Consider the following 13,970-nt stretch of genomic DNA (forward strand, 5'->3'; position numbering starts at 1 on the left):
ATGTTATTGTCAAACCATGATGAATGGGATTGTGGTGGATGTAACAAAGCAGGTCATATAATTTTGTGTCTGTTACCACTGCCGTTCTTTTTGTCTTTTTTAAAAGTAAAGATCCTTGGATGTCGTATTTATGATTGATATACAAGGAATGGCCACTTAAAAACCTTCTGAATTGATCAGAAAGAAATTCGTTGAAGGTATCTTCGTTAGAAAGAAATTTAAACGCTGCTTGTGTTTTTTCTTTCGCAATAAGCTTTCGAATGATAGGGCTTATTGTTTTTACTTTAACCATAAAATGGAAATGGTTTGGAATTAAACAATATGCAACAATATCCATGTATGCCGTAAAGTATTTTTTGAACTTATTCAAAAAACGTGTATAGTCTTTATGGTCATAAAATAACTTTCTCTGGCTTACTGTCTTGTTGTAAAAATGATATACGCCCTGAGGTTGTAAGGAAGCATGGTAATCTGTTCTCATTATTTTGGTTTTTTAAAGTGGCCGGGCTTTACAATCTGTTCTCTTCCATGCTCTGTCGAAGCCTGGAAGATTCATAAGCTTGCAAATCCCTGATCCGTTGACGGGATTCATAAGATTAATTTTGGACAAATAGAATGATGACTAATAATATAATGAAAAAAATTACTAAATGAGGAATTAAAGATTGAAAATTTGTGTTCATGTAAAAAATTGTATTACATGGTGTGATAAATAAAAGGTAGGTGACATATGAATCAGATGTTTGTCGAACGGTAGTGTTTCCTTGCGTTCTGTTCTGGGATCGGGAAACTTGTGAGTTGGTCTTGTGGGTGAAGAGTCCCGAGTCTTTTCGAATATTTGAATAAGTATATTTCTCTTGACCGGACCATGAAATCCCGTAGGGATGAAAGCCCCGATAGCTATCGGGTAGCCTGGGTCGTGAGACCCTGGATCGGCGCAAGTTAATATTTTGAGTCCCTTGGGGACGGCACTCTATTGAGCCTGGAAGATTCATAAGCTTGCAAATCCCTTATGTCCGGTGAGATTTGCGGAGCATCTATTATACCGGGATTACCGACCCATGTTCTAAAATCTAAGTACTAAGTTCTAAAATCCATCAATCATCAACAATCAACCATCAACAATCAACAATCAACCATCAATCATCAACCATCAACAATCAACCATCAACAATCAACCATCAACAATCAACAATTACCCCCGCGCAGCCATTCATAAAATGCCTGGAGGCCCTGGTGGAGCGGAGTTTGAGGGTGATAACCCAAGAGCGCACGGGCTTTGGTGATGTCGGCCGAAGTTTGCGGGACATCGCCCGGCTGGGGTGGAAGCCGGTTGATATTGGCTTTTTTTCCGATGACCTCCTCGATGGCATTGATCAGCTCAGAAAGGGCCACCGTCTGATTGTTCCCCAGGTTGATGACTTCATAGTTTGTGCCATTGTATTGCAGCGCAGCCATGATACCGGACACAATATCATCGACATAGGTATAGTCGCGTAGGGTGGTTCCATCTCCAAAAACGGGGATTGCCTGATCTTCGTTGATCATCCGGAAAAACCGATGAATAGCCAGATCGGGCCGCTGTCGCGGACCGTACACCGTGAAAAACCGCAACGCGATAAAGCGAATGGGGTAGAGGTGGGCGTAAGCATGACCGAGCAATTCCCCGGCGACTTTGCTGGACGCATACGGACTGATGGGACGAAGCACGGCATCGGATTCTTGCCAGGGCACCCGTTCATTGACGCCGTACACACTGCTGGACGAACCAAATACAAATTGACCGATTTTCCTTTTTCGGGCTTGCTCCAACAGATTTTGTGTGCCCAGCACATTGACCCGCTGATAGGCTTCCGGATCGGAAATAGAGGGTCGGACCCCGGCCTTAGCCGCCAGATGAATGATCGCATCGATCCCATCCGGGAATTGGTGGACCAGTGCCTCAGCATTCGTGATGTCCAGTTCCAGGAGCCGGAAATTGGGGTGGTCCATCAACCGACTGATGTTGCTCTCTTTTAGGGAACGGGGATAAAATGGATCAAAATTGTCGATACCGGTAACCTGATGGCCTTCCGCGACGAGCCGGTCGCAAAGGTGGCTGCCGATGAACCCGGCGGCACCGGTAACTAATACAGCTGGATTTTGTGAACTATCTTCCATGCTTTGAAATCCTGTTTTTCGTTTCTGATGCCCCATCCGCGGATCGTTGATGCACCCTGATTTATCTCTGCGTTAAAATGGATGTAAACGTAATAATTTTTTTCTTTTTACTGGGTATGGGGACGCTGGCGCTGTTGGGACGCTGGCGCTTTGGGACGCTGGCGCTTTGGGACGCTGGGCCTCCCTACTTCGTCACGGGAGGTGAACTTTGGGGCGCTCCGCTGTTGGGACAATTCATTAACTGATGCCGATGACGTACGAAACCAGCTGCTAAATTTGCAGCAGTTCCCCGCATCGCCCCCACTTTCTATATGGAGCAAACTGATTTCAACCGCTGGCTGTGGCCTGCACCGCTGATCTTTCCGTTTTCAATCCGTTGAACGGGCCCATTTGATTAATTCAAATTGTGGTAATTCAATTTTTTAATACCTCCCATGAGACAAACTCTACAGGTCAGGGATAGTCAATTCGTGCTAATTTACTCAATTTTCTTGCTTGTCCAGCCGTCAATGTAATAATATCAGAGCTACGATGTATTTCTGAGTGGTATATGTTATCGGATAGGGGAGCATATTTAGAATATGTTTTATGCATTCGCCAGCAGTCACCGAAATGACTGATCTAATTTCAAATCTGGATTGGAAATCACTCACAATAGAGTTAATGGGTCGATTTCCTGCTCGATCTACCGATATACCCTTTGAATCTTTAAAGGCAGCTGAACTTGGTCCATTACGCTTGTTACTCCATTGATTAGGACTGGTCTTCTTTTTTGGTGGTCTTCAGGCGTACGGCCCTCTATATCTTCCTCCTGGATTTTACCAGATCGTATTTCAAAAGTTTGTGAATGGGGAAGGGGCATTCTTTCAAGGTAAAAGTTAATGATAATTTCTCCTCTAGAATTAACTCCACCGGGCGTTTATTCATTTCATCATTTTGATCATTTCTATACGTTCTGTTCAACGTCAGAATGGATGAAGAAGTTTTACTTTTGATAAATGTACTACATTTCTATTAATATATAACCTTTTTGAACATCCGTTCTTAGCTGCTCATGCAGGTTAGTCACCGGGTGATGTATTATGATTGTTAATTTTATACTAATCTAATCACACGGTGCTGAATCTGAGTCGTGTACTCTGTGACCGCGCTGCGGTCAAAAGGATTTTATGATCCGGTTGCTAATAAACTTGGACCGCTCTGCGGTCGTATTTTTGGAATTAATCGGGGTTTTCCAGCGGGTAGGACGCTCCGCTGTTGGTACGCTGAGCTGTTGGTACGCTGGCGCTTTCGTCCAGTTTCAGTTTCCAGTTTCGAACTAAATACACTGGGCTTTACAATCCGTTCTCTCAAGTACTTTGTCAAGTCGTCAGGATTCATAGGCTTGCAAATTCCTTATGTCCAGTCTCCATCATCAAGTTTCCAGTTTCCAGTGTCAACCATCTACAATCTACAATCTACAATCTAAGAACTAAATACACTGGGCTTTACAATCCGTTCTCCCGAGTACTTTGTCAAGTCGTCAGGATTCATAGGCTTGCAAATTCCTTATGTCCGGTGAGATTTGCGGAGCATCTAATATACCGGGATTACCGACCTATGTTCTAAATTCTAAGTTCTAAGTTCTAAACTCCATCAACCATTCACCATCAACAATTCACCATCAACCATCAACCATCTACAATCTAAGAACTAAGTACTAAACTGCATCAACCATTCACCATCAACAATTAATAATTAATAATTCACTTCAACACGATCCGACCTGTGAAACATGTACGGGTGACCTTCCCGCCCGTTTTTTTCACCACCAGGGTGCCGCCCCGCTGAACCGATTTGTGATGCCGGGGCCCCACTTCCACCGTGGATCCGCAGGAAGCTTCGTAAAGATATTTTCGGGACCGGCGCGCTTTGGTCAGTGGAATATCGTGCGTCCGCTGCGGACTGCCGCCCAGGGCCCGGATGATGGATTGCCAACGGGGACCGTGGCTGCTTTTGCCCCCATGCAGGTACATGTCGACGATGTGGGCCATTTCGTGGGGTATCGTATTTTCGAGCATTTCCGTCCGATCGCGGTGAATCGCTTCGATGTTAAATTCCAGATTGTACACCTCCTTCCGGCGCTTTGCCATCCCGGCCACCCGACCCGACCACACAAATACGATGGGTAACTCCTCGTCAGCCAGTTTGAAGTCCGGATAAAGTTCCCGGGCTTTGGCCTGGCAGGCCCGGACCCGCGCGATAAATTCAGTACGGCCCTCAAAATCTCCGCGGAAAATGCCGCGTTGACGCAAAATGGTGGGTTTGTGATTTGATTTCATAGCTGACTGATCTCAGGTGGATTGATGTTGAGCCGCAAATATAATTGAAAAGATGGGGTTTATGGGTATGGTTGATTTGTTGAGAGGGATCTGAATTTTTAATTTTTAGGTTTTAATTTTTAATTGGGAAGGGTGCTAGAACAAGCAGAAGAATAGAAGATGGACTTGGCGCCGGGGTAATTAGGTTTGGTTTGTGGTTTGGTTCTTTGGCTTTGGGGAAGTTCTCGGGTTTATGGTGTCGTATAGCCGAGGTGGGATTTGCTCAGCGGAATGGTAGCGTTTGTGGTTTGGTTCTTTACAGTGGGGGAGTTTCTCGGATTTATGGTGTCGTATAGCCCTAATGGGATTTGCTCAAGGGCAATGGTAGAGTTTGTGGTTTGGTTATAGGATGGTTGAGTTGTTGAGTCGATGAGTCGTTGAGGAAGGCTAGTGGCATTTTTAATTTTTAATTGAGCTCAATGATAGGAACTCTGCTGGAATCAGAAACGGTTGGGATGATTGAGACGGTACGAAAAAGTATATATCGCTTGATCGGACCAAAAAATCCCGTAGGGATAAAAGCCCCGATAGCTATCGGGGAGCCGGGGTCGTGAGACCCTGGACCAGTGGAAGCCTAATTATGGAGTCCCTTCGGGACGGCACTGCGGATGTTTCGTTGAGCGGAAAATCGGGTTCCGAATGCGAGACGCGTTCCTGCGACTGGCCCCCAATTAAACATTAACCATTAAACATTAAAAATTAACCATTAAGAACTCGTTCCACCCATTCCAGGTATTGTTTGTTCACCACCTTGGTCGAAAACACCTCTTCGGCCAGCTTTCGGCTGCGCTGCCCCATCTGCTGCTTCACAGACCCGTCCAGCGCATGAAATTCTTCAAACGCGTGGGCCAACCGGGCCGGGTCGTGGCAGGGAACCATCAGACCGTTTTCACCGGGAACCACCACTTCGCGGCAGCCCGGTACATCGGTGGTGATCACGGGACGACTCATGCTCAGCGCCTCGAGCAGGGTCCGGGGCACTCCTTCCCGGTAGGAAGGCAATACCACCGCCGACGCCTGACGGATAAAAGACCGGATGTCGGATTGAAAACCGGCAAAATCAATGCCTTCGTGGCGGCTGTACCGCTGCAATTCATCGGGCGTGATCGAAGCGGGATTGTCCGGGTCGGGCTCCCCCACGATGACCAACCGCGCCTCCGGATGTTTACTTTGGTATTGCGTAAATCCGTCCAGCAATTCCCGGATCCCTTTATCGTGGAGCAACCGACCGATAAACACATACACCGGCGAATCCGGCAACGACTCGTCGGGGGTGAAAAAGTCGGTATCGATTCCGGAGCCCAGCACCACCGCCGACCGGTCCGGGTCCACCAGGTTCCGCTGAATAAATAGCGCCCGGTCGTCCGGATTCTGAAAGATGGTGAGCTGATTCTGCCGAAACGCATACCTATACAGTTGCCGTGCCGCCCGACTTGCCAGTCCGCTGGACAGAAAAGTAAACCCCAATCCGGTGACCACGGCCATGGAAGGAATGCCCGCGCGGCGGGCAGCCAGGCTCCCGTATATATTGGGCTTGATCGTAAAATGGACGACCAGATCAATGTTGTGAAACCGATACAAAGCAGTTAGTTCGCGGATCAACCGGATGTCCTGGACCGGATTGGTCCCCTTGCGGCTGAGGTGCCGGATCGGATGAACCTCGATCCCTTCATCGGTGAGCTGTGGGGTAGCTGTATCCTCCGGTGCAAAGCACACCACCTGGTACCCCGCCTCTTTTAAGGTTCGGATCAGGGGCCGCCGAAAGTTGAGGATGTTCCAGGCTGTATTTAGGGTGAGGGCTATTTTTTTGATCGCATTGAAGTTTTGGCCGTGAAGGGGTTCGCGGATTTATAACGTATTCCGGACGAAGATGGTTTGATCGGGTTTCCGAATTTTTAGTTTTTAATTTTTAGTTGGGGTGAGTGCCCGTACAAGCAGAAGAATAGAAGATGAACTTGGCGCCGGGGTAACTAGGTTTGGTTTATGGTTTGGTTTTATGATGTTGAGTTGTTGAGTCGTTGATTTGTTGAGTGGTTGATTCGTTGAGGGGGAGCGGGTTTATGAGGTTTATAGGGTTGATGGGGTTGAGGAAAACATAGATTTGACAGATCGTGGAGATCTGTTAAATCTGTTTCCCATACGTCTTATTCTGGGGATCGATGAGCCGTATGATCAAGTTCGTCCCGGTGGGGACGGTCCATGGGTAGAAAAAATGAGGTTCCCCACCATCCTTCCGTGCTGTAGAGCCTGTCACCCCTTAGCGTGATACGGTCTATGACATTTCTACGAATGGCTTGTTAGAGCGTTGAGAAAAACAGGATATGTTTCTAAACCAAAATTCAATCAATAATCAACCATCAACAATTCACAATTATAAAGCGGTTTATTGAGTTGAGATTGTTGGGAAAAAGCTGGATGTGGTTTCCCAGCCTGGACCAATTTAACCCATGAAATTTGCGCAGCATCTATTTCACCGGGTTCAGAAGGGGAGATGGGATTCCTACGCTGGTACCCAATTTAAACGAAGCATTCAAAACCTGTCCCGTGAAATTAATTTATTTCACCGGGATTAAAAACTAAAAATTCTCCTCATCCGTTCCGTATCTTAACCGCACAATAAACGAAATCTATGGTCCAAGGCGTTTTTTCCTGGGTAGATCTGGTGATGACACCGATATGGCTGGTACTGCTGTATCTGCTCGCCTACACCATCGCCCACCTCAAGTACCGGGATCCCTACTTGGCCAAGCACTTTATGTGGGGTGTGAAATTGCATTATATTGTAAAATCCTTTTGAGTATGCATAAACTCATTTTAAAATTAATCTAGAATTTTCATGTTTGATCGCAGCAATGCCGATTTCTTTATTACATGTGTCATAAACTTAATGAATTATGTTTTGTAGCCCATGGCCATATTTAGTTATAATGCGTGATGCTTCTCAATTCAAATAAACTAATTTGTATATATCATCAATGAGGGCATGTAAGTGCTTTAATCGTGACTTTATATTAGAAATATTATTATAGTTCCTTAAAATTTTAAGGTCCATAACCTAGAATAAAATGTTACTCTATAATAGCCATCTTTAGTAGGGCTTATAGATGTTAAACAAGTCATCATTAAAAAAAAATTATGAATGAACAGAAGGATGATTTTGATTAACAGCGGCTTTGATTCGGTAGCTTTTTTTCTGATTCCTGTAATGGATAAAGGCAAAAATTAGTATTAACAAGAAAAGAAAAACCATTGTCTTTTGCCTGATGAAAAGGCCGAAGACACTTAAGCCGTTGGAAAGTACTAAAGTGCCAATCACAAAATAAACAAGACAAAATTTCAAAATTCTGGGTTGTTTATTAATCCAATAGACAAAAGAAACTCGGACCAATGAAAATGTTAGAAATAGGAATAATAGATTTTCAGCACTGTATTCTAAAAGTAATAAATTGGGAGAATCAAAAAATAAGGGACGATAAAGATAAGTAAAAGCTTTAAGCCAAAAAGGATAGGATGTCATGTCAACATAAGTTCCAGCAGTACTAACATATCCTTCATTACGCTGAATAGCTAATTGGACAGCTTCTAAAGAAACATCTCCAACTCTGAAAAAAGATAAAACTAACGGCAGTGATACTGTAGCAACTACAATTGTTATTAAAAATAGAATGAGCTTTTTCATGCCGCCCCATTCTCCACTCCACAAGAGGGAAACTATTAAACTAGTTATTAGGACAAATACAATGTGAGGTCGCACTAATAATAATAAGGCGAGACCAATCAGCAGATATTTTTTTCGTAATCGATAAAATATGAGACTATAACCTACAAGTGCTATGCCTAAAAGTACTATAGCGTCTTTTCCCGCCATAGTTGTATACATATGTAGACTTGGGTAAAGTAGAATCCAAGGAAATATATTGATCCCCCATATTTTTACCTTATCGGAATGGTTGGTTAAACGATGTGCTATTAAGTAGAATAGCAACACCCCTATGTAGCCAGCGAAAGAATAGAGATAAAAAATATCAATCGTTTCAAGTCCAATCTTTACAAAAGGATAAGTAAGAGTGGCTACGCCACTAGTTCCTAAGCCAAAAAGTTGTGTTATATCCGTAGCCCTTTCTCCTCTCGCAATATAGCTGATCCAATCTCCTGGGATAAAATTGAAATAAATTATAGAAAAGGGTATACGATAAAAAAACAAAAAAAATAGAAATGGTAGGCTGGCTTTTGGATACTTTGCTTTTACGAAATTCAACAAAATTAAAAATCCTGTGAAGATGACAATATAAAAAGTAATTCGTATCAGGATGTTCATTAGGTGCTCACTTGATAAGTTTATTTTTTACCATGCGGAATTTTCCACTTTTCTCTTGTGGTATATCAGTAACGTTTTTTATATTGATAGTCATTGAAGGGCCAATAACAGTTTGCAGACATCTTTTGAAAGCTCTCGCTTGTAATTCTGAGAACTTTTCGCCCGGTTTTATTTTGACTATAATCTCTTTTCTATTCTCTTGAATAATTTGGAATTGAATTATACCCTTTATTCCCTTAGTACAATTAGATAGGTTCCCAAGATTTATTTTCCCATGATCAGGTGAAAGAATATAGTCGTTGGATCTGCCATGGATTTTTTCGATAACTGGTGTTTTTTGCCCACATGAACATGCCCTACCTGATTGGTCAAAGCTAACCTGGTCTCCGATTTTATATCTGACTAAAGGAGTTCCTCTAGTTGTAAAGCTGGTTACGAGTATTTCACCTTCTTGACTAGGCATAAGTTCTGTATCCACTACTTCAATGATGCCGGTCAGCATATCATAATGAAGCTTCCCTTTGGGACATTCTGTAATAAATGGAGCACCCTCTGAAGATGCGTATTGGTCTCGTAATTCACATTTGAAAAATTCCTTAATCTCAGCTACCTCTTCAGAATTGAGCTTTTCTGCAGTAGGGAAAAAACATCTTACGCTACCTTCAAATTTTAAACCCTGATCTTTAGCTAATTTAACAATTTGATGAACTGAACTCGGAAAACCTACAATGAACTGAGGACTGAATTGATTTAAATTATTTATATAGTACCCTATATTTTTTCTTGTAATGTGAAATGTACTGTAATACCTTATATTGTTTATCCAATCTTTTCGCCAAAATACATTAGAATTATTATTTGGGACAATGTGTTTACCACTAAACCATGCGGTATTGGCTCCTTTTTTATATCCATATTGTTCCCAAAAAAAATCTAAAAATGCCCTTCTTTCCTGTATATCTTCCCATTTATACACTACCTTCAGAGAAGCACCGGTGGTACCGCCGGTGTAGGAGACATAACCATCTTTTTCTGACATTGTTTTACGTTGTTCATACTCTTCCACTAGTTCACTTTTTGTCATTATAGGTATTTTTGGTAGATCCTTTAAAGAATAACTTGTTTGTTTTGGGATGATTTCCTGGTAATATGAGGAGTTTGAACGAGTGAATAGAAGAAATTTTGTCAAACGTCGCTCCTGTTCCTTTTTAATCTCTTCATATGACTTGTATTGCCACTTTTTAAAATATTTTTTTGAAGATTTATAGTCGCCACCATATCTGCCTTTATTTTGTTTTAAATTATAGAATGTGACCATTATGTTTTGCAGTAGAATAGGTGCATTGTTGTAGATCCATTGAAGCTTGGTATTCATGTTTTATGGTTATAGTGCATTAGTTTATTAAAAGTGAGCATGTGTGTTAAGTGATGCCTCAGAAATTAAATTTATTACCCGTAATAGATTCCTGCATATAAAATTATCTTAGATTATTCTAAAATAGGTAAAATAACCTGTTGTTTCAATGGAGAAAACAAATGTGGAATATTTAGCACCTCGAAGCTAGCTTTCGTGGTTTGAATGCTAAACACCCCATTGCCAGTGATTGTACGAGAAACTGGGTCTTTTACGTAGAACTTTTCTTTCTGCATATCTTCTTTATCTATAACAACCTGACGTGTGAGGTAGGTAAACCGCATATCGAGGGAATAATTCTTTGGATTATATGCCCATAGTTTTATTGGTTGTGGTAAAACCCCTGTGGCTAATGGATCTGTAAAGGCAAATGGTCGGTTTGGTCCTTGTATGTACATTATGGCAGCAGGATTGTTGAATTTTATAATATAAAAAGCATTAGCTTTTGGCACTGTAAAACTTATGTTATTCCATTCGATGTTTTCATAGTCAAAAATTTTGCTGTTTATTTCATTTCCTTCCAAATCAAATAGAACCACATTACCTCCCCCATGTCTGTTTGAAGGAACATTTTTTACTCTAATTTTTATGGTCAAATCGCTACTATCTGGAATAAAGACCAGGGAATTAGGATTATTATTGAACTTGATTATCGGCATCGTATCAATTATTTCAGAGTGAAAATTCGGATGGATTGCTTTATAACCAAGAACAGTAGGTTTTCGAGATCGCAATGTGAAATTAGGAATTGGAGAAGCTTGTCCTTTTTTTATCTGTTGACCAAACTTGATGTTATTTCTATCTTTGACCATAACTCGGTACAATCCCCAGGAATGCAATAGTAGTCCGGATGAATCTGAGTAAATAAAATTAAGCAAATTATCCTTCATTATGTGTTTTTCTTGGTCACGATTGCTGGTGTAAGTATGCCGTATCGCTAGATAATGAAAATATTTTTCAATATCTTTCAATCGCTTCATTTCCAGGGAATCAGAACAAATGAGAAGTGCGTTATTAATCTGGTTTTCAAGATTTCCATAATAATAGGATGATGAACGTGCATCTTCAAAATAATTGATCAATTCCTTCAAGTTGAGGTTTGATGACGCAAACATATGCTGTTTGAATTGATCAAGAGACGCCTTATAGTTTAAATTTTTCCAGCTCGCTGTGCTTATCAGGTAGGTGGGCCAGCCAGCACTCAGAAATGAAGCCGTAGTTTCAAAATTGTATCCTGAATAATTTTGGGTTTTTATATGCTGAATTCGATTTAGGAATTCGTCACCATTTTGCCAATAAGGTGCATCTAAATTTGATTGAGGAATGGCCAGGTAGTCTCTTAAAAATAAATGGTTGTGAAATTCTTCCCACACCTGCATAAATTTATCAGGTGTATAATCTCTTTGAAAAGCATAGGGTACCAGCCCCACCAATAAATTATCATTTAGAGAAAAAGATGGAGGTGCAGCATGCTTATTATAAGCTATCAGCCAGACACCCGCATCTGGGTTTATTGACCGTAGGAATTCAGCAATTTTATTCGCCAAACCAAAAACCAGATCACTCGGAGTTTTATTGGCTGAACAATCTGTACATTGACAGTGTCCCCCACCATCCGGTGGTTCCATGTTAATATAATACGGGGGAGACTGGGTCTTCATTATTTTCTCAAGACGTATTTTTGCGTCTTTTTCATAGAGTTCAATAACGCCGGGGTGCGAATAACATAACTTTAGGTTACTGCTCCAACTTCTTATTTTGCCATCCTTATTTTTACCCCGCCACTCAGGATGTGCGATAATCTCCTCTTTATATTTTCTGTTAAATGTACTACCATAATGCCCAAATCTCAATTGTAGAACGTTAGCCATACGAAGCCGGTTCATCCACCGGTCGTAAGTATAACCCGCATTTTTTAATCCTTCATTTGTTGGAGGTCCTACGGAATATGAGGGAGCAAACCTGCGTAATTGAAATAAGGAATATATAGTAGTATCTATTAAAGAATGGTTTTCAAGCTCAGGAATATATGTCCAATGGTCTTCAGGTCCATAAAAACGATACCCCAAGATGTCGAGGTAATTGTATAAGGCTACTTTTTTGTTTTGGTCATTCCCGATAGTGAGATATACCGTATCCTTACAACCGGCCTGTATCCGGATGGAATCTTTCAATTTGGGATCAAAATACACTTGAAACCGAAGCAAATCATACGTTCTATTTGCTTTTTGATAACCTAACTTCAGCAGATGGTGAACATCCTGGATCGCATTTCCGGGCAACTCATCTGGTGCTAAGAGCGTGAGTGAGGTGTCAATCTCTATGTCGATATGATCCTCATGCGCGGGAACGGACTTCCGTTGGCATGCAGAGATAAAAAACAATATAATTAACATTCTGTATATCATAACTACAGTAATAAACGAAAAAGCGTGGAATTGTTGTTTAGAATACCAAAGGATCGGTAAGTTCGGGGGCTAGTTAGTGAGCAATCCTTTTCTGCGCTCCCCGTTCTCGCTTGCTTACCGATCCACTTGACGATGCGACTCCCTCAACTCTCACACCTTCTCGATCATCTTCTCAAACTCGGCATAGATACTCTCCACGGTATAATCTCTCGCTCGTTCATACCCTCTTTTCCCATATTCGATTAGCATTTTCGGGTTATCCAGTAAATACCGAATCGCTTTTTCCAGCCCGATCACATCACCGACATTCACGAGCAATCCATATTTCGCTTTTACAAAATCGCCTTCTTCTATAATCAACTTTTTATTCTCATTCAATATTTCCAAGGGGCCCGACATACAATTGGTGGAGATCACAGGAAGTCCAGTCGCCATCGCTTCCAGAATTACATTGGGGAATCCTTCAGAATTCGATGAAAGAATAAAACAATCGTGCTGGGTAAGATAGGGATTGACATTCCTTACGGTTCCTTCAAAAGAGACGCTTTTGGAAAAGGAATCATTTGCAAATTCTTGTTCCAATGATTTTCTAAGTTGACCATCACCCAGGAATGTTAAAGAAATTCCATCAATATTCTTTATGGCATTAATGATCATCGATGGATTTTTGATTGGTTTTAATGAACCTACTGAGATTAATTTCAAATCATTTGATGAGAAGCTTTCTTTCCGTTTTTGCATGATGACTGGATTATACAAAATCTCTAGATTGGTTTTGACCCTGAATGATTTTGTGAGATCATCGTTTATATGTTTTGAGTTTGAAAATACAATATCTGCTTTGTTATATAATATTGGAATTAGAAATTTATATAGCCAATAGCGTAAATTTGATGATTTATAGGCGATTGATGGGTAGCAACGCTCTCCTATAATAACTTTTATATCCGGATGCCTCATTTTAATAAAACCGTTAATAAAATTAGGACGGGTCAGAAAGGAAATGGATGCATCTATTTGGTTTTTACGTACGAAATCATGATACCGAGAGATGAATCGCGGAAATTTGAAAATTTTTTTTGAAAAATCATCACTTTGATTTTGATGGAGTATCACGGTATTTACCTCCTCGGGTATAGGGAAATGGATGTTCTCATAGAATAATACAAGATGGACGTTGTAGGTTTTGACCAGTTCAGGAAGCAACAGGCTGATGACCTTTTCAGCTCCTCCACTGGCGAGACTGATGGTCAGAATAGAGATGTTTTTTTTATTGCCGGAGCTCATTTCAATTTAAGATTGATAAAATC

The 13,970-nt window shown here is 41.4% G+C and carries 9 protein-coding genes; 1 reads left to right on the forward strand and 8 read right to left on the reverse strand.

Annotated elements, in window-relative coordinates; all coding sequences use genetic code 11:
- The 4 genes from KUV50_RS00540 to KUV50_RS00555 form a co-directional block, all read right to left on the reverse strand.
- On the reverse strand, positions 1-481 hold a 481-nt coding region (locus tag KUV50_RS00540; protein ID WP_222578125.1), incomplete at its 3' end, for a transposase.
- Between the two features lie 707 nt (positions 482-1,188).
- A complete protein-coding gene (locus KUV50_RS00545) occupies positions 1,189-2,196 on the reverse strand; it encodes an NAD-dependent epimerase/dehydratase family protein (RefSeq protein WP_222578126.1) in 1,008 nt (335 codons plus the stop codon).
- A 1,709-nt stretch (positions 2,197-3,905) separates the two neighbouring features.
- On the reverse strand, positions 3,906-4,481 hold the full coding sequence (locus KUV50_RS00550; protein WP_222578127.1) for a SprT-like domain-containing protein: 576 nt from the start codon (positions 4,479-4,481) through the stop codon (positions 3,906-3,908).
- A 738-nt stretch (positions 4,482-5,219) separates the two neighbouring features.
- A complete protein-coding gene (locus tag KUV50_RS00555) occupies positions 5,220-6,368 on the reverse strand; it encodes a glycosyltransferase family 4 protein (protein WP_315899914.1) in 1,149 nt (382 codons plus the stop codon).
- A gap of 781 nt (positions 6,369-7,149) precedes the next feature.
- Between KUV50_RS00555 and KUV50_RS00560 the strand changes: the two genes are divergently transcribed.
- A complete protein-coding gene (locus KUV50_RS00560; protein ID WP_222578129.1) occupies positions 7,150-7,317 on the forward strand; it encodes a hypothetical protein in 168 nt (55 codons plus the stop codon).
- A 336-nt stretch (positions 7,318-7,653) separates the two neighbouring features.
- On the opposite strand, the gene KUV50_RS00565 is transcribed toward KUV50_RS00560, so the two are convergent.
- From KUV50_RS00565 to KUV50_RS00580, 4 genes are all read right to left on the reverse strand, one after another.
- The gene (locus tag KUV50_RS00565) at positions 7,654-8,838 is read right to left on the reverse strand and encodes a hypothetical protein (RefSeq protein ID WP_222578130.1); all 1,185 of its coding nucleotides are present in this window, start codon (positions 8,836-8,838) and stop codon (positions 7,654-7,656) included.
- A gap of 7 nt (positions 8,839-8,845) precedes the next feature.
- Positions 8,846-10,213, reverse strand: a complete 1,368-nt coding sequence (locus tag KUV50_RS00570) for a hypothetical protein (protein ID WP_222578131.1) — start codon at positions 10,211-10,213, stop codon at positions 8,846-8,848.
- Positions 10,214-10,326: 113 nt separating this feature from the next.
- Positions 10,327-12,426 (reverse strand): DUF4838 domain-containing protein, encoded by a 2,100-nt coding sequence (locus KUV50_RS00575; RefSeq protein WP_222578132.1) that lies wholly within the window; start codon positions 12,424-12,426, stop codon positions 10,327-10,329.
- Between the two features lie 384 nt (positions 12,427-12,810).
- The gene (locus KUV50_RS00580) at positions 12,811-13,947 is read right to left on the reverse strand and encodes a glycosyltransferase (RefSeq protein WP_222578133.1); all 1,137 of its coding nucleotides are present in this window, start codon (positions 13,945-13,947) and stop codon (positions 12,811-12,813) included.
- Positions 13,948-13,970 lie beyond the last annotated feature (23 nt).

The organism is Membranihabitans marinus (genome assembly GCF_019802045.1).
Taxonomy (GTDB): domain Bacteria; phylum Bacteroidota; class Bacteroidia; order Chitinophagales; family Saprospiraceae; genus Membranihabitans; species Membranihabitans marinus_A.